The following is a 17,689-nucleotide window of genomic DNA, read 5'->3' as shown; positions in this document are numbered from 1 at the left end:
TTGCATATTTAAACGTGAGAGAAAAATGCGGCAATTGGCTGCATTGTTAAACGAATTGCTTAAGAGATACTCCACTTTATGAAGAAACAACTCATAACAGGTTCAATGCTATTTTCGCTACTTGTGTCGTCATCGGTCATGGCACAAGAAAAGCGTTACGGAGCATCTCCTCAACAGTCGACGTGGGAGATGGTGGCCAACACGCCACTAGAATGTCGCTTGGTTCACCCAATTCCAAACTTTGGTGATGCTGAGTTCTCATCTCGCGCGAGTAAAAAAATCATTTTGGACTTTGAGCTTAAAATGCGCCGCCCAATGGGTGCGACGCGCAATGTAAGCTTGATCTCTATGCCGCCACCTTGGCGTCCGGGTGAAAGTGCTGATCGCATGACAACCATTAAGTTCTTCCAGCAATTTGACGGCTATGTCGGCGGTCAAACAGCTTGGGGCATCTTGAGTGAGTTGGAGAAAGGGCGTTATCCGACATTCAGCTACCAAGAGTGGCAGAGCCGAGATCAACGTATCGAAGTGTCGTTGTCGTCAGTGCTATTCCAAGAAAAATACAATGTGTTCAGTGACTGTGTTGCTAACCTGCTGCCTTACAGCTTTGAAGATATCTCTTTTACTATTTTGCATTACGACCGCAACAGCGATCAACTGAACAAGTCGTCGCGCAAAAGGCTGAGCCAGATTGCCGATTACGTTCGCTATAACCAAGACATCGACCTTGTGCTGGTGGCAACGTACACCGACTCTGTCGACAGCAAAGGTATTAGCCAAAATCTTTCAGAGCGCAGAGCGGAATCGTTAAGAGAATACTTCAAATCCCTAGGCCTGCCAGAAGATCGTATTCAAGTACAAGGTTATGGTAAGCGTCGTCCGATTGCAGACAATAACTCGCCAATTGGTAAAGACAAGAACCGACGTGTTGTGATCTCTTTAGGTCGTACACAGGTTTAAGCTAAACAGTTGCTCGTTTGAAATGACAAAGCCCGTCTTGATGACGGGCTTTTTTATGTTTTAGATTTAGAGTCGTTGTTTTAACGGAACTTGTTTAATTCAAGCGGAAGCGGGCGATCATTTCACAATTGGTCGCGGTATCGATCTTCTCCACCATAGAGGCAATTTTAGGGTTTGGGTGGCGTTTCATGAAATCGATCAGCGCTTTCTTACAGCAACCAATAGAATCGATAAAGCTTGAACATTGAGTATTAGGGCACTGAGGGATCAGTGTGAGTACCTTTTCGGAAGCCAGTTGAAGATACTTGAGCTCGTATTCAGTGTCGCCAGCCCAACGCCAGAATTGAGCAAGATTGTGGCAAGAAATCACCGAGATCAGTAAGCGTTCATCGGCTTGAATATCGGTGCGTTCTGTAATTTCTTCACTTAAGTTCAAAGCCTGCTGATAATGAAGAATACTTCGTACAGGATCGTCGAGCTGCAATGCAGTATCGGCAAGTAACGTGTGTTTTTCCCATTCGCTAATCATTGTATTACCTCATTAATCAATAGGTGGTCAATTTAAATGATAATCATTATCATGTAAAGTTTCATCAATGAGATTGTTAAGAATATATAGGGCATGTTGACCTTTTGAGCTTGTTTTTGCAGCGAGTTGCTGGGTTTATATGGAAGGATGAGGCTTTGATATGTCGTTTGTTTGTAAGAGAAGTTGATAACGTAGTCGTTAATAACCAGCAAACGCTGCCCAAAGGGTTCGGCAAAAAGCGTTTTCTCTTTGTTGAGGGAGACTTGCTTAAAATGACTAGGCTACTTCTCCCTCGCCGCGATTAAAACGCTTTTATCTCGAACAAAATTCAACCGCAAAACATCAACAAGCCCTAGTAAAGAATATCGATTATGGGGAGAGTGATAAAAAAGAAGCGAGCATAGTGCTCGCTTCTTTTTTCATTTCTTCAGGCGTTCAAACCCAACTTCGCAAAGAGGTTAAGGAATTAACCTTCTAGACCTGCGCTTGCTTGTTTGTTCTGAATCAGCTCAATCATGTAGCCATCAGGATCTTTCACGAACGCAATGTGTGTAGAGCCGCCTTTAACCGGACCCGCTTCACGCGTTACGTTGCCGCCAGCTGCTTTAATCGCATCACACGTTGTGTAGATGTCATCAACACCGATAGCAACGTGACCAAAAGCAGAGCCAAGATCGTATTCCGTGGTGCCCCAGTTGTAAGTCAGCTCAATCACTGCGCCTTGAGATTCGTCGCCAAAGCCAACGAAAGCCAGTGTGTATTCGTACTCTTTGTTTTCGTTCTTACGTAATAGCTGCATGCCCATTACATTGGTGTAGAACTCGATAGACTTGTCTAGATCACCCACGCGTAGCATGGTGTGTAAAATACGACCGTTTGACATGATTTGCTCCTAGCTTGTTATTGGTTGTTTCTTTTATAGCACTATATATGAGCAAGCTCATAAGCAACACCAAAGAGATGATGAGTTTGGTCATATTTTCTTATTCTCATCATCTATCTTACTCTCCCCCTCTACCTTTTTCTTATTTGTATTACAAGAAATTAAAGGACGACGGCCTTATTAATTTGTCAGTCACTAGCGCTTAATTCGCAGTTTTGCATAAATAGTAAGTTTGAGTGTTGGTCTTTTTTGTAATGGCCAAGAATGGTCTTGGTTGTTGAATTGTGACTTATATCTCTATCTTGTTGCTGATTTCCTTTCGTTTTTACAATTGGCATCTAACTTTCCATTTTATCAATTTATGATTACGCCAATATCTCCCTGTTTATAGAAAGGTTATTCCGATGTTTCACTTCGTCATTAAGGAATTTTCGATAAAATACGCTAATAACCAATGGTTTTTACGAAAGCATAAAGGGTGTCTATTTTTTGCGCTTATCTTTTTTAAACAATAGTTTGGGCTTGTATTGTTTGTTTTATGTTTGATGTTTGGGGTGGTTGTGTTTTCAAAGTAGTTGTCAAGTGTGTATCAAGTGTATCTTTTAGGATCTTTGCTAAATAGACAATCCTTACTATATAGTTTTTCAAGCGCACCAAATCGATTAAATATTCACTTTTGATTTGTGCGATCTTTTCTATCACATAAGAATAAGTATTATTTTATTACATTAGCCTCGGCGTGAGGCATTGATGTGGAGTACTCAAATGACGAGTAAATGGTTTACACAACAAAGTTCAGATGTTTTAAACGAACTGAACGCAGATCAAACGACAGGTTTATCAACTTCTGAAGCGGATGCACGCTTAGAGAAGCACGGCACTAACGAACTGACTGCACAAGAGTCAGCTTCTGCGTGGGAACTGTATATTCATCAATATAAAAACCCACTGATTTTTATTCTAGCTGTTGGTGCAATCGTTTCTTGGTCTACTGGCCACGCGATTGATGCTATTGCTATTGCAGTGATTATCCTTATCAATACTGGTATCGCGTTCTGGCAAGAATTTAAAGCTCAGAAAGGGATGGAAGCGCTAAAAGAAATGGCAGCTCCAGAAGCCGAAGTGATGCGCGATGGTAAATGGATCAGTGTTCCAGCTAAAGCCCTCGTTCCTGGTGACATCATCAAAATTAATACCGGCGATATTCTGCCTGCTGATGTTCGTATTCTTGAGTCAAACCGTCTGACGGTAGATGAGGCTGCGCTGACCGGTGAATCTGAGCCAGTGAACAAGCAGTCTGAACGCCTTGAAGATGAGACTCTTGGTCTTGGCGATCAGAAGAACATGGGCTTCATGACAACAATCGTGACTACAGGTACAGGCCTTGCTGTTGTAACAAGCACAGGTATGCAAACTGAAGTTGGTCACATCGCTGATATGATGAACCAAACGGAAGAGACGAAAACACCAATGCAAGAGCGTATGGACACCATCGCACTCGCGTTATTGGTTGTTGCTCTTGTGGTTGTTGCTATTGTTTGTGCTATCGGTGTTTACCACGGTATGCCATGGTTAGAAATCCTAACAACAGGTATCTCTTTATCGGTTGCCGCTATTCCTGAAGGCTTACCAACGGTGGTTACTATCGTATTAACGATGGGCTCGACTAAGATGGTTAAGAATAATGCTTTGGCTAAACAGCTAGCAGCAATCGAAACGCTTGGTTCTACAACCGTTATCTGTTCAGATAAAACTGGTACGCTAACACAAAACCAAATGCAGGTAATGAAAGCGTACGATGTGTCTGGTCGTTACTGGGATGTATCAGGTAAAGGTTTTGATCCTAAGGGTGAATTCATTACCAAAGGTCACAATGTCGAAGCGACAAACAGCCCTGCAATGATGAAAGGTCTTGTTGTTGCAACGCTTTGTAACGATGCTGAATATGTAAATGCTGATGGTAAATGGACGGTTCGTGGCAACCCGACAGAAGGTGCACTAATTGTTGCAGCTGCAAAAGCAGGTCTTAAACAAGATGAAATGCTATCAACGGGTGGCTACTCAATTGTTAAAAAGTTCCCGTTCGATTCTGGTCGTAAGATGGCTTCTGTTATCGTTCGTGACCCACAAGGTAAGCACTTCCTAGCATTGAAAGGCGCGCCAGATGTTGTTCTTGGTAAATCAACCAGCTTCATGGTTGACGGTGGTTTCGTACCAACGGTTGGCTGTGAAGTTTCAGGCAACTTGGCTCTCGATACCGCACCGTCTCAAGAACTTCATTTAGACTTTGAAGCGGCAATCCAAACCTTTGGTGGTGATGCTCTGCGTACACTTGCCGTTGGTTTCCGTGAATTAAAAGAAGAAGAGCTTGAGTTAGATTTCCCTGAGCTTGAAAAAGACGTCAGCATCCTGGGTATCTATGGCATCATGGATCCACCACGTCCAGAAGTGCGTGATGCAGTAAATAGCTGTTATAGCGCTGGTGTTCGTACGGTAATGATTACCGGTGACCACGCAGTCACGGCAGCAGCGATTGCTCGTGAAATCGGAATTATCCGTAGCGAAGACGATCTAGTGGTAACGGGTGGAGAGCTTGACCAAATGGATGACGAGAAGCTGTTGTCTGTCTGTTCTCAGGTTGCAGTATTTGCACGTGTTACTCCAGAGCACAAGCTGCGTATCGTAAAAGCGCAGCAAGAGAACAACGAAGTTGCCTCTATGACCGGTGACGGCGTGAACGATGCGCCAGCACTGCGTCGTGCAGACATTGGTGTTGCGATGGGTATTACAGGTACGTCTGTTGCGAAAGACTCAGGTGACCTTATCCTGTTGGATGACAACTTTAGTACTATCGTGAAGGCGGTACGTCAGGGGCGTCAAATTTTCGATAACCTACGTAAGTTTATCCGCCAAGCACTTACAGCGAACGTGGGTGAGGTTTCGGTAATCCTATTTGCATTCCTACTCATGGGACCAGATGTAGTACTTCCGCTAACTCCACTAATGATTTTATGGGTTAACCTCGTTTCTGATGGTCTACCAGCACTCGCACTTGGTGTTGAGCCAGAAGAGAAAGATCTCATGGAGCGTAAGCCAGGCAAACGTGACCAAGGCTTCTTCTCTAATGGTCTAGGCGCTCGTATCCTAACTCGTGGTCTCGCATTAGGTGGTCTAAGCTTTGTGACATTCTCTTACGCACTCGACGGTGGTTACAGTGCTCAATACGCACAAACTGTTGCGTTTTTAACACTGATCTTTGCTCAACTTTGGAGCTTGTTCGATGCACGTACGTTTACAACGATTTATCGTAAGAATCCGTTCACTAACCACTACCTACTTGGTGCGGTGGCAGTATCGGCTATCTTGTCTTTAAGTGTTGTTTACACAAGCTTCGGCCAGCTGGTATTCAGCACAGAAGCACTAGAGTTTAATCACTTAATATCGTTAATCTTCATTGCAGCAGTACCAACATTTGTTCTATCTGCTATCAAAGAAGTGACTAAAGTGAAGTTTATCTAAGACAGACTTCTTAGCTAAATAATTGAATCCCGCCATAAAGGCGGGATTTTTATGCCTGTTATCTTGGGAACGCAGAATTAGAAATGAAAACTGATGTAGAGGCGGCTTCTAGAGAGTGGCAATAAAAAAGCAGCGCTTTAAGCGCTGCCGTATTGATTAATCGTTGTGAACGGAAAGACTAATCTTCGCTCTTTTCTTTGTACTCACAGAGGTCTTCAATGATACAGCTGCCACAGCGTGGTTTACGTGCGACACAGGTGTAACGTCCATGAAGAATGAGCCAATGGTGGACATCCAGTTTGAATTCTTTTGGGATAACTTTAAGTAGCTTTGCTTCGACATCGTCGACGGTTTTACCCATCGCTAGCTTAGTGCGGTTTGATACACGATAGATGTGAGTATCAACGGCAATCGTTGGCCAACCGAAAGCGGTATTTAACACTACGTTTGCTGTTTTACGTCCAACACCTGGAAGGGCTTCTAATGCAGCGCGATCTTCCGGTACTTCACCATTATGTAGGTCAAGCAGCATACGACACGTTTTGATGGTGTTTTCTGCTTTTGAGTTAAATAGGCCGATGGTCTTGATGTACTCTTTTAAACCATCAACACCTAGGTCGAAAATAGCTTGTGGCGTATTGGCTACAGGGTACAGTTTATCCGTCGCCTTGTTCACGCTGACATCGGTTGCTTGTGCAGACAATAGAACGGCAATCAGCAGTTCGAATGGGCTATTCCAGTTAAGCTCAGTCTCTGGCTTTGGATTGTTTTCTCTTAAGCGCTCAAGTATTTCTACTCGTTTTACATTGTTCATAGCGACATTACTTTCAAATAGTTAGGGCATGAAGCTTGGATTGCTTCTGCTTTATCATCGGTTACGCGCTCTTATGAGCGTCATTATTATATGTACTGTTTAGATCTGATTTTCCCCGCTGAGTGATTGAGCCAACTCAGCGGGATTTAAGCTAATTTAACTTATTAGGCATTGGTAACGCGAGCGCGTTCAATGACTGGTTTTTCTTGTTTTGGTTGTCTAGATTTTGCTTGGTTATCGATGATGTTTTTCAAAGCAATTAAGAAACCAACACCAATGAAGGCACCCGGTGGAAGCAGGGCTAACAAGAAGCTGTTATCAAATTGGAATATCTGGATTCGTAACACCGAAGCCCAGTCACCAAGCAGCAGGTCTGCGCCATCAAATAGGGTACCGTTACCAATAATCTCACGCATCGCACCTAACACGACCAATACTGATGTCATGCCTAGACCCATCCAGAAGCCATCTTGAGCCGCTGGTAGCACTTCATTCTTTGAAGCGAAGGCTTCCGCACGACCAATGATGATGCAGTTGGTCACGATCAGCGGGATGAAGATACCCAAAGAGAGGTAAAGCCCATAGGCGTAAGCGTTCATTAGCAATTGAACACACGTTACTAGCGAGGCAATGATCATTACGAATACTGGGATACGCACTTCTTTTGGTACGTGGTTACGAACCAAAGAAACAGAAACGTTTGAACCGACCAGTACAAGCAAGGTAGCAATACCTAGCCCAAGTGCGTTAGTGACTGTTGACGATACAGCCAGCAGCGGACATAACCCAAGAAGTTGTACTAGGGCAGGGTTATTGGCCCACATGCCATTTTTGATCAGTGTTTTATGGTCACTCATTATTCACCACCACAATTTAGAGGTTGAGCAAGCAATGCTTGGTTGTTTTGGTTAACGTATTGAACCGCTTGTTTGACTGACTTCACGACCGCTCTTGGTGTGATGGTTGCGCCAGTAAACTGGTCAAAGTCACCACCGTCTTTACGAACCTTCCAACGGTCAAGATTAGAATCTGTTACTTGTTTGCCTGCAAACGAAAGTATCCAATCACTTACACGCAAATCAATCTTATCACCCAAACCTGGAGTTTCTTGGTGAGAAAGCACGCGAGTACCTAAAATAGTACCGTCGATCTTCATTCCAACAATCACTTTAATCGCGCCGTTGTAGCCGTCTGGGGCAATCGCTTCGATCGCAATCGCACTCGGCTCACCATTGATTTTAGCAATGTAAGCCGGCATCGCTTGCTCAGTACCAAGCTCTTCTGCTTGAACCAAAGTACAAGACGAAAACAGCTCGTTGTCGTGCAGATCGTGCGGGATCACTTGATTAAGAACAGACAGTAACTGAGCCTGTTCCTGTTGTTTGATCTGATCTTTGGTCAGGTAGTGAGTTACCGCGACCAAACCCGTCGAAGCACACGCAAAAATCGCGAGTACAAGGCCGTTTTTCTTAATTGCATTTAGCATGGTATCCGCTCCCTTAGTGGCCGTATGTACGAGGTTTGGTGTAGTAGTCAATCAGTGGAACACACATGTTGGCTAACAATACAGCAAACGCCACGCCATCAGGGAAACCACCCCAACTGCGGATGATAAAGACTAAACCGCCGATCAGAGCACCAAACACCAAGCGACCTTTCACTGTCGTGGATGCTGAAACGGGGTCGGTCGCAATGAAAAATGCGCCGAGCATAGTCGCCCCAGACAATAGATGAATGGTCGGTGATGCGGTCTCGCCAGGCGTGAACATCAAGAACACTAGGCTAAATAGGGTTAAGCTACCCAGAAACGCGACTGGGATATGCCATTGAATCACGCGTTGTTTGATAAGCACCAAGCCACCAACAAGGTAAGCAAGGTTTACCCATTCCCAACCCACGCCAGCTAACCAGCTAAATTGAGGTTGGGACAGAGCTTCAGAAGCGGTGTTGCCTGCCGTTAGTGCGGTTTTGAAGGCATCGAGTGGCGTTGCCATTGTGGTACCATCAACCCCTAAACGAGCTTGCTGTAGAGATAATCCTTCATTATCGAAACCTGTAAAGATCATCAAGAATGAGTCAACAAAACTGGTTGTTTCAGCCGTTAAGCTCGCGGGAGCATTCCAACTGGTCATTTGAACTGGGAATGAGATCAGCAAAACAACGTAAGCGACCATCGCTGGGTTAAATGGGTTTTGCCCAAGTCCGCCGTATAGGTGTTTCGCGATGACAATTGCGAAGAACATACCTATCACTAGAATCCACCACAGAGAGTGTGGAGGAATCGCGACACTAAGTAGCCAAGCGGTGACAACAGCACTGTAATCACGTAGCGCCATCACTGGCGGGCGCTTTCTTAACAGCATGATTGCCGCTTCAAAGGTAACCGCAAGTGCGATAGCAAATACTAACTGGATGAGCGTACCCCATCCGAAGAAGTAGGTTTGAGCTAGTAGACCTGGCAATGCACAAATAGCGACCCATTTCATCAGATCTGGGGTGCTTCTACGACTATGTGCGTGCGGTGAGCTGGCGATAAAGAAGGCCACTACTCTTTCTCCTCATTATTCTTTTTATCTAGCTCTTGCTGTGCTTTTCTTGCTTTAGCACGAGCAATAGCGGCAGCAACAGCTGCTTTCTTAGGATCGACTGGTTCTTGTTGAGTTTCAGCCTTTATTTCAACTGCAGGTTCAACCACAGATTCAGGCGTTTCTGCTGACTCTTCCTGTTTCGCTTGTTGTGCCTTTCTTGCTTTAGCGCGCGCGATTGCGGCAGCAACAGCAGCTTTCTTAGGATCGACTGACTCTTGTTGAGTTTCAGCTTCAACTTCAATCACTGGCTCAGGAGTTTCTGCCGTTTCGTCTTGCTTAGCTTGTTGAGCTTTCTTGGCTTTAGCGCGAGCAATCGCGGCGGCAACTGCTGCTTTCTTAGGATCGCCAGAGCTTTCAGCCGGAGCTTCACTTTCGGTTTGATTAGCTGATTCTGCTTGCTGTGCTTTCTTGGCATCGCCAGAGCTTTCTGCCGGAGCCTCAGTAGCTGATTCCGCTTGTTGAGCCTTCTTCGCTTTAGCGCGAGCAATAGCTGCAGCAACGGCGTCTTTCTTAGCGTCGCCAGTATTTTCAACTGGAGCCTCGGAAGCTGAACCTGCTTGTTGTGCTTTCTTGGCTTTAGCGCGAGCAATAGCCGCAGCAACGGCATCTTTCTTAGCATCACCTGATTTTTCAGCTGGAGCTTCAGAAGCTGATTCTGCTTGTTGAGCTTTCTTCGCTTTAGCGCGAGCAATAGCCGCAGCGACAGCATCTTTCTTGCCATCACTTGAGTTTTCTTCAGGAGTATCAGCTGCTGCTTGTTGTGCCTTGCGCTCTCGAGCTTGTCGTTTACGCTCTTCACGCAATTTCGACATTTCAGAGTTGTCTGGTTCAGCGCCATCCGCTTTCTGAGCCGCAGCTTGTTTCGCTTTTGCCTTCGCAATCGCAGCGGCTACCGCAGGTTTCACGGCTGGTTCTGCATTAGGCGTTTGGTCTGCCGCGGCTTTTTGCGCTTTAACGCGAGCAATCGCAGCTGCAATCGCATCATCACCATCGGCTGATTTCATGTCTTTACGACGGTTGTCAGCAGCTTTCTTGAAGCGGTTTTCACGCTCGGCTTTGTCACGCTCCATACGAGCGTTTTTCTCTTCGAAACGAATCTTGGCGCGCTCGGCGGCTGTCGCTTCGTCTTTTCTTGTTTTGATTTCGGCTTTCGCTTGGCGATAGTACTGAACAAGAGGGATCTCACTTGGGCAGACAAACGCACAAGCACCACATTCAATACAGTCTTTAATATTCAGCTCTTCACACTTATCCAACTCGTTGGCTTTGGCATGCCATTGCAGTTGTTGAGGAAGTAGAGACGCAGGGCAAGCTTCAGCACACGCGCTGCAACGAATACATTCCATCTCGTAAGTGCTTGGTGAAATCTCACGACGCGTTGGCGCTAAAATACAGTTCGACGTTTTAGTGATTGGCACATTGGCATGCGGCAAGGTAAAGCCCATCATCGGGCCGCCCAAAATCAAACGCGGCAGTTTTTTATCGGCTTTGTAGCCAAACTCTTCAAGTAACTCGTGTACAGGTGTACCTAGTAGTGCCCACACGTTACGAGGTTGCTTAAAGGTTTTACCGGTTAAAGTCACCACGCGGTTAACTACTGGTTCGCCGTCGATTACCGCTCTCTTAATTGAGTAAAGAGAGCCAACGTTTTGAACCAAAACACCAATATCAGCAGGAATGCCGCCAGCCGGAACCTCTTTGTTGGTGAGGATCTTGATCAGCTGTTTCTCACCACCAGAAGGATACTTAGTTGGGATAACACGAATGACGATATCTTTGTCTTTCGCTGCAATCTCAAGTGCTTTTATCGCGTCTGGTTTGTTGTCTTCAATGCCGATAACCGTCAGCTTTGGTTGAAGAATGTGTTCAACCACTTCGATGCCTTTTAATACTTCGTTGGCATGTTCTTGAAGCAACTTGTCATCAGAGGTGATGTAAGGTTCACATTCCGCAGCATTGACGATCAAAATGTCGGTACGACCTAAGCCTGATTGAAGCTTCTTAGCCGTAGGGAAGCCTGCGCCGCCCATGCCTGAAATGCCAGCTTGGCGAATCACATCAAGCAGCTCGTCAGAAGTCTTGGTCGAAAAATCTTCAACTGGATTTTTTTCAATCCAAGTGTCTAGGCCATCAGGTTTAATAACCACGCACATTTCGCTCAAGCCTGAAGGGTGAGCAGTGGTTCGCGGTTCGATAGCGGTAATCACACCCGATGTTGGTGCGTGTACTGGTAAAGTAAAACCTGTATCTAAGGCCGTAAGTTGCTGACCTTTTAACACAGTGTCGCCAGCAGCAACCAATAGGTTACCCGGCTTACCGATGTGCTGTTTCACAGGAAGAACGATTTCTTCTGGAAGCCTCGCATGGACGATATCAGTAGTATTCGACTGTTTCTTGTTTTCAGCAGGGTGCACGCCGCCAGGGAAGTTCCAAATAGAGCCCGTGCGAATTTGTTCAATTAAAGAGATCATACTAACCCTATGCTTTAGGCTCTGACGCAGTCGCATCAGTCGCTTGGTTAGTGATATCAGTAACAGGAATGATGTTCATCTGCCATTTCCAATTTTCAGTCGTTGTTGCCACTGGAATCATTTCAATACAGTCAGTAGGGCACGGTGCGACACATAGATCACAACCTGTACATTCATCTTTAATTACTGTGTGTAGCGCCTTGGTGCCACCAACAATGGCGTCAACAGGGCAGGCTTGAATACACTTGGTACAGCCGATACACATATCTTCGTGAATGAAGGCAACGGTTTTTACTTTGTTATCTAAGTCATGAGCGGAGTCTTCAACTTCTACGCCCATTAAATCTGCTAGCTTCTCAATGGTTGCTTGGCCGCCCGGAGGACATTTGTTGATCTTGTCTCCGTTAGCGATCGCCTCTGCGTATGGGCGACAACCAGGGTAGCCACACTGGCCACATTGAGTTTGCGGTAAAATGGTGTCGATTTGATCGACGATAGGATCGGCTTCAACTTTAAAACGGATAGAAGCAAAGCCCAAAATAGCGCCAAAAACAGCGGCTAAAACGGCTAGCGCAATGATCGCAATTAAAATGGTACTCATGCTTATTTCACCAACCCAGTAAAGCCCATAAATGCCAGAGACATTAGGCCTGCTGTGATCATCGCAATCGATGCACCTTTGAATGGCATTGGAACATCAGCAACCGCAATACGTTCACGCATCGCAGCAAATAGGATCAATACAAGAGAGAAACCAACCGCTGCGCCGAAACCATAGATGATCGACTGAATGAAGTTGTGGTTTTCATTGATGTTCAGAAGTGCCACACCTAATACCGCACAGTTTGTGGTGATAAGAGGCAGAAAGATACCCAGCAGGCGATAAAGAGTCGGGCTGGTTTTGTGAACCACCATTTCCGTAAATTGAACCACCACCGCGATAACCAAGATGAAGCTCATGGTACGCAGGTATTCAATACCCAGAGGGGTAAGGATGTAGGTTTCTACTAGGTACGCAGAGACCGACGCCAACGTCAGAACGAAAGTCGTCGCGAGGCCCATGCCAATCGCAGTCTCCAGTTTCTTGGAGACTCCCATAAATGGACATAGTCCTAAAAACTTCACTAGCACAAAGTTATTGACCAGCACTGTGCCAACCAACAACAAAAGGTATTCGGTCATAATGGATTAATTCTTGAGATTCCGATCCCGATATTATCCTGCTTTGCTCACCTAATAACAACCAAGGATCACTAGGGATTTAGACACTTGGTGAAAAAATCAACGGGTAACCGTTTGATTAAGATGGATCAGGTTAAGTATAGGTGGGTATTTGCGGGGAATGAAAAATAAGATTAACTCAATGATAACTCATCGAATCAATCCTATTTTCTTTGTTGTAAAAAGTGTAGAGGAACGAAATGACTTAGTTTTTATGAACCTGAGCTTTCTCAATTAATGTTTCGAACAGAGGCTCTGCGCACCAAAATTGGCATAAATAGCTTATGTTCCGGGTGCTCTTTTGGCTCGTCACTTGCGAGTTGCAGAGAGAGCTTAACCGCTTGGTTAGCCATGACTTGGATTGGATAACGAATGGTGGTCAATCTAGGGTAAATGAAGCGAGCAATGTGGCCGTCATCGAAACCAATAACTGACATATCTTCTGGAATACGAACGCCATTTTCTTGTAATAACGCCAAACAGCCTGCTGCCATGTAATCGTTATACGTGGCAATTGCAGTGATATCTGTGTTTTTTGCCATTAAGTTAACCATGGCTTGCTCACCGCCTAGTTCGTCAGGTTCACCATATTCGATGTACTCATCGTTCGATTCAATACCGTGATCTTTCAATGCATCCAAATAGCCACCTAAGCGGTCGTGAGCATCTTCTATATCGTGACTCGAGCAGATGTAGCCAATGTGTTTGTGGCCGTTTTTGATCAAATACTCTGTCGCGATGTAAGAGCCGCGGCGGTTGTCGAGAGCAATACAGCGGTTTTCGATATCGGGAACAATACGATTGATCAGTACCATTCCGGGTACTTCATTGGCCAGTTTGACTAACTCTTCATCGCTAATGCCCTTGCTATGAACGACGAGTGATTCGCAGCGGCTGTTGATAAGCAGATTAATGGCATTACGCTCTTTGGTGGCGTCATGGTAGCCACTGCCAATCAGTAACTGTTTTTCTTGCTCACTTGCCACGGTATCAATGGCTTTGATCATCGAGCCGAAGAACGGGGCAGAAACATCATTAACCAGCACACCAATCGCGTTTGAAGATTTGCTGACCAATGCACGGGCGTTGGCATTTGGGCGATAGCCGAGTTTTTCCATAGCGGCTTTTACCGCCGCAATTGCGGTTTCACTGGTGTGAGGTGCATTGTTGATTACTCGAGAGGTGGTCGCGATTGATACGCCTGCTTCCTTCGCAACATCTTTAATGGTAGCCATTCCGCTCTCTTATTCTGAATATAATGCTGTGTGCTGATGGTTGGACATTTAACAACGGATAGTTAGCCAATTCAAATACTAAACATCAAATATGACGAGGTTTGATGGTTTATTTTTGATTGGCTGATTAGTTTGAAAATAAAAAGCCAAGCTCTAGATTTGAGCTTGGCTTTTGAGTCACATTGGCGTGTGGACTGTTGTCGTGTGAGCTGTTGTCGCGTGAAGTAAGGTAATCACAGGTAACCCAAAGTAATAGAGAACCAAGTGGCTTTAGAGCAAACCACTTGGCCTGAATCTACTTACGATGCGCTTGTTAGAGTAACCTGATAACGATATTGATTGTCGGTGAGTTGAAACTCTTGGTGAACACTTGGACTCCAAGAATCATCACCACCAACGCCCATATGTTGGTGATCAACACGTACATAGATTTTCTCTTCACGAGTAAGGTCATTGGTATGCTTAGCATCCGTTAATTGTTGCTGGCTGTACTGACTCACACTGAATGAAAAATCGCCTTCGATCCCGATATTTCCCACATTCAAGTTTTTGGTTCCGCAACGTAACCCGCTATCGGTTGGGAATATATACGGCGTGTGCATCTGATCCAGTGTTTGTTTATGTAAACCGAATCGAGCAGCAGTCAAACGGTCTGGATAGTTTTCAAAAGGACCTAATCCCTGCCACGAAACTGGAGTTTCATCGCTTGTTTCGATTGGTAACGGCAGCTCCATCTCAAGACCAATGCGCGGCATCGGAGGTAAGTGATCGGCTAAGGTGACATCAATCGCGATATTCATTTCGCCTAGGTTATTTAAGGTGTATTGCCATTTTGTAATCGCTTGGATTTGGCCATTAAATTGGTAGGCGAATACTGACGTTACTTGTACTGAGTCTGCGAGTGCTTGCACGGCACAACTTGTACATTGACGTTCCCATTGACCAATGCCTGCAAGTTCCCAGCGACAAGCCCATGCATTTGGGTCGATGTTGTCTATCTCACTGATACCAATATCGTTATCAAGTGGTGCGCGATAGAAGTTATCGACAGGTGCCTTGATAACTTGCGGTTGTCCATCAACGATCCAGTGGGTCAACAATCCACTCTCTGTATCCCATTGCCATTGATGTGTTTCATCTAGGCTAGACACGACCACTTTATTGTCTTGCTGATTTAACTGAGGAGCCAAAGCATTTGCAGTACTAGGGAATTGCAAGCCTGCATGGTTACGTAAAGCAAATTGCTCCGTCGCACAAACATGGCCTTCTTCTGCCCACTTGGTTGAATGAATCAGAGTAATATCGGTGTTGAGATGATATTCGGCTTGTGCTTTTGGCGTGAAAGCAAGGTCAATGACCAGCTCTTGTTTACTATCTTCAGTAACGGATAAGACGTGTTGCCCAGATTGAATCACGACGCCATTTTCGAGCAATTGCCAGCGTAAGATTTCATTGTCAGTCGCTCGGAACAGGTTTTCATTGGTTACCGTTAGGCGACATTGATCTTCAGTTTGCTCTGCTAACGTCACATTGATCATTCTCTGGCAGTATTTCGCCTCTTCCAAGGTCGGGTGTACGCTGCGATCTGGGAAGATCAAACCGTTGATGCAGAACTGACGGTCGTTGATGATGTCGCCAAAGTCTCCACCATAAGCCCAGAAGTGTTCACCGTTTTCATCCCACTGACTTAATCCTTGGTCAACCCAATCCCAGATGAAACCGCCTTGTAGGCGAGGGTATTCTCGGAATGCATCCCAGTAATCATTAAAGCTACCTAAACTGTTACCCATTGCGTGTGCGTATTCACAAAGAATAAGCGGGCGTTGTTCGTTAGGCAGAGAAACCCATTTCTTGATAGACCATTTTGGAACGGCATCGTCTTCGATAGTGCTGTTAACGCGTGCGTACATTGGCGCAATGATATCGGTAGCTGTGGTATTTGAACCACCGCCTTCATACTGTACCGGGCGAGAAGGATCGTACTGTTTCGACCAAGCATACATCGCATTGTGGCTGCTGCCGTGCCCTGACTCGTTGCCCAAAGACCAGATGATGATAGAAGGGTGGTTCTTATCACGCATGACCATTTGCGTGTAACGACTCATATAAGCGTGTGCCCATTGTGGGTCTGCAGACAAGCGATTCATAGGCTGCATGCCATGGGTCTCTATGTTCGCTTCATCACACACGTATAAACCGTATTCGTCACACAGCTCGTACCATCGTGGGTGGTTAGGGTAGTGAGCGGTGCGCACAGCATTGAAGTTGTACTGTTTCATTAGACAGATATCGCGGATCATGTCTTCTTCTGTCATCACATGCCCCAACTCTGGGTGATGCTCATGACGGTTCACGCCGCGAACCAATAGCGGTTTGCCGTTTAGCTTTAGCTGACCGTCTGTCATTTCGACTTTACGGAATCCAACTTGATAAGCTTCACTTTCTATGTGGTTACCTTGCCTATCAAGCAATGACACGACAATTCGGTAAAGGTTAGGGACTTCTGCGCTCCATTTCTTCGGTTCTCGAACATGAAGAGTTTGGAATACCACATCATCGTAGGTGCCACGCTCGTCAATTCGTCGATTATGCGGGCGATCGATAAGTGGCTCAGTTACTGCGTTTTCACCGTCAAACAGTTGAACCTGAACTTGGTAAGTGTCTGGTGCCGTAATTTTGGTGACAATAGACAGTGAACCATCGCGATAGCATGCGTCTAAGTCCGGCGTAACGAACACATCTTCAATGCACTGCTTTGGTTTGGCTAGTAAGGTCACATCACGGAAAATACCGCTTAGCCACCACATATCTTGGTCTTCTAAATAGCTACCATCACACCAACGTATCACCATGACAGACAGCGTATTGTCGCCAACAGTTAGATACTGAGTTAAGTCGAACTCTGCAGGTAAGCGACTATCCTGGCTGTACCCAACCCAATTGCCATTACACCAAAGATGAAAAGCGGAATTGACGCCATCAAAGATAATACGTTGGGTGTTCTTTAGGTCATTTTTAGTCAATGTAATTTGAGTGCGGTAACAACCGGTTGGGTTTTCTGCCGGTACAAACGGTGGGTTCACTTCAAATGGGTATTTTACGTTGGCGTAGATAGGTTTATCGTAGCCTTGCATTTGCCAGTTTGATGGTACGGTAATCTCGTCCCAGTGTGAGTCATTGAAACTTGTTTCGATAAATTCACCGTCAACTTGTTCAGGTGCATCAAAGTATTTGAACTTCCATTGTCCATTAAGAGATTTACGTTGTGATTCAATGCCGTCTCGAGCGTGCTTAAGGTTGCGGTAGCTTGATAATGGGCTGTGCGCATTAAGGCAGTGGATATTCACAGACTGTGGATTTTCCCAATCGCGTCTTTGGATGATGTTTGAAAATGCCTTCATGGTATTCCTACTCTTAAAGTGTTCAATATTGGTAATAATTCTATTAAGTCATCGGTTTTTTAAGCCGT

General features: G+C 45.3%; 13 protein-coding genes. 2 read left to right on the top strand and 11 right to left on the bottom strand.

Annotation, left to right across the window (positions count from 1 at the left end; all coding sequences use genetic code 11):
- Window positions 1-78 precede the first annotated feature (78 nt).
- Window positions 79-960 (top strand): flagellar protein MotY, encoded by an 882-nt coding sequence (motY, locus tag AB4484_RS20550; protein WP_017063457.1) that lies wholly within the window; start codon window positions 79-81, stop codon window positions 958-960.
- A 94-nt stretch (window positions 961-1,054) separates the two neighbouring features.
- On the opposite strand, the gene AB4484_RS20545 is transcribed toward motY, so the two are convergent.
- On the bottom strand, window positions 1,055-1,489 hold the full coding sequence (locus tag AB4484_RS20545; protein WP_004734047.1) for a DUF2753 domain-containing protein: 435 nt from the start codon (window positions 1,487-1,489) through the stop codon (window positions 1,055-1,057).
- A gap of 466 nt (window positions 1,490-1,955) precedes the next feature.
- On the bottom strand, window positions 1,956-2,372 hold the full coding sequence (gloA, locus tag AB4484_RS20540; protein WP_004734046.1) for a lactoylglutathione lyase: 417 nt from the start codon (window positions 2,370-2,372) through the stop codon (window positions 1,956-1,958).
- Between the two features lie 765 nt (window positions 2,373-3,137).
- On the opposite strand from gloA, the gene AB4484_RS20535 reads away from it, so the two are divergent.
- A complete protein-coding gene (locus tag AB4484_RS20535) occupies window positions 3,138-5,891 on the top strand; it encodes a cation-translocating P-type ATPase (protein ID WP_372080109.1) in 2,754 nt (917 codons plus the stop codon).
- Between the two features lie 178 nt (window positions 5,892-6,069).
- On the opposite strand, the gene nth is transcribed toward AB4484_RS20535, so the two are convergent.
- From nth to AB4484_RS20490, 9 genes are all read right to left on the bottom strand, one after another.
- On the bottom strand, window positions 6,070-6,705 hold the full coding sequence (gene nth / locus AB4484_RS20530; RefSeq protein WP_050633734.1) for an endonuclease III: 636 nt from the start codon (window positions 6,703-6,705) through the stop codon (window positions 6,070-6,072).
- A gap of 164 nt (window positions 6,706-6,869) precedes the next feature.
- Complete coding sequence (locus tag AB4484_RS20525) at window positions 6,870-7,562, bottom strand: electron transport complex subunit E (protein WP_012603531.1); 693 nt, start codon at window positions 7,560-7,562, stop codon at window positions 6,870-6,872.
- Window positions 7,562-8,191 (bottom strand): electron transport complex subunit RsxG, encoded by a 630-nt coding sequence (rsxG, locus tag AB4484_RS20520; protein WP_012603532.1) that lies wholly within the window; start codon window positions 8,189-8,191, stop codon window positions 7,562-7,564. Before rsxG ends, AB4484_RS20525 begins: the two co-directional genes overlap by 1 nt.
- Before the next feature lie 13 nt (window positions 8,192-8,204).
- Complete coding sequence (rsxD, locus tag AB4484_RS20515; RefSeq protein WP_372080107.1) at window positions 8,205-9,251, bottom strand: electron transport complex subunit RsxD; 1,047 nt, start codon at window positions 9,249-9,251, stop codon at window positions 8,205-8,207.
- On the bottom strand, window positions 9,251-11,764 hold the full coding sequence (gene rsxC / locus AB4484_RS20510) for an electron transport complex subunit RsxC (RefSeq protein ID WP_372080105.1): 2,514 nt from the start codon (window positions 11,762-11,764) through the stop codon (window positions 9,251-9,253). Before rsxC ends, rsxD begins: the two co-directional genes overlap by 1 nt.
- 7 nt (window positions 11,765-11,771) lie before the next feature.
- Window positions 11,772-12,365 carry an electron transport complex subunit RsxB gene (gene rsxB / locus AB4484_RS20505; RefSeq protein ID WP_004734040.1) on the bottom strand — a complete coding sequence of 198 codons (594 nt, stop codon included), beginning with the start codon at window positions 12,363-12,365 and terminating at the stop codon, window positions 11,772-11,774.
- Window positions 12,366-12,367: 2 nt separating this feature from the next.
- Window positions 12,368-12,946: an electron transport complex subunit RsxA gene (rsxA, locus tag AB4484_RS20500; protein ID WP_004734039.1), complete on the bottom strand. Its 579-nt coding sequence runs from the start codon at window positions 12,944-12,946 to the stop codon at window positions 12,368-12,370.
- Between the two features lie 269 nt (window positions 12,947-13,215).
- Entirely contained in the window at window positions 13,216-14,220 is a 1,005-nt protein-coding gene (locus AB4484_RS20495) for a substrate-binding domain-containing protein (protein WP_048611573.1), read from the bottom strand.
- Window positions 14,221-14,519: 299 nt separating this feature from the next.
- Window positions 14,520-17,621: a beta-galactosidase gene (locus tag AB4484_RS20490; RefSeq protein ID WP_372080103.1), complete on the bottom strand. Its 3,102-nt coding sequence runs from the start codon at window positions 17,619-17,621 to the stop codon at window positions 14,520-14,522.
- Between the last annotated feature and the right edge of the window lie 68 nt (window positions 17,622-17,689).

It is taken from the genome of Vibrio sp. 10N.261.46.A3 (genome assembly GCF_041472995.1).
Classification (GTDB): domain Bacteria; phylum Pseudomonadota; class Gammaproteobacteria; order Enterobacterales; family Vibrionaceae; genus Vibrio; species Vibrio coralliirubri.
Note: the sequence above shows the minus strand (reverse complement) of the source record. Positions and strands in the feature narration are given on the sequence as shown.

Coding starts and splice junctions, on each gene's coding strand:
- motY (WP_017063457.1), top strand. CDS start 79: ATGAAGAAACAACTCATAACAGGTTCAATGCTATTTTCGCTACTTGTG.
- AB4484_RS20545 (WP_004734047.1), bottom strand. CDS start 1,489: ATGATTAGCGAATGGGAAAAACACACGTTACTTGCCGATACTGCATTG.
- gloA (WP_004734046.1), bottom strand. CDS start 2,372: ATGTCAAACGGTCGTATTTTACACACCATGCTACGCGTGGGTGATCTA.
- AB4484_RS20535 (WP_372080109.1), top strand. CDS start 3,138: ATGACGAGTAAATGGTTTACACAACAAAGTTCAGATGTTTTAAACGAA.
- nth (WP_050633734.1), bottom strand. CDS start 6,705: ATGAACAATGTAAAACGAGTAGAAATACTTGAGCGCTTAAGAGAAAAC.
- AB4484_RS20525 (WP_012603531.1), bottom strand. CDS start 7,562: ATGAGTGACCATAAAACACTGATCAAAAATGGCATGTGGGCCAATAAC.
- rsxG (WP_012603532.1), bottom strand. CDS start 8,191: ATGCTAAATGCAATTAAGAAAAACGGCCTTGTACTCGCGATTTTTGCG.
- rsxC (WP_372080105.1), bottom strand. CDS start 11,764: ATGATCTCTTTAATTGAACAAATTCGCACGGGCTCTATTTGGAACTTC.
- rsxB (WP_004734040.1), bottom strand. CDS start 12,365: ATGAGTACCATTTTAATTGCGATCATTGCGCTAGCCGTTTTAGCCGCT.
- rsxA (WP_004734039.1), bottom strand. CDS start 12,946: ATGACCGAATACCTTTTGTTGTTGGTTGGCACAGTGCTGGTCAATAAC.
- AB4484_RS20495 (WP_048611573.1), bottom strand. CDS start 14,220: ATGGCTACCATTAAAGATGTTGCGAAGGAAGCAGGCGTATCAATCGCG.
- AB4484_RS20490 (WP_372080103.1), bottom strand. CDS start 17,621: ATGAAGGCATTTTCAAACATCATCCAAAGACGCGATTGGGAAAATCCA.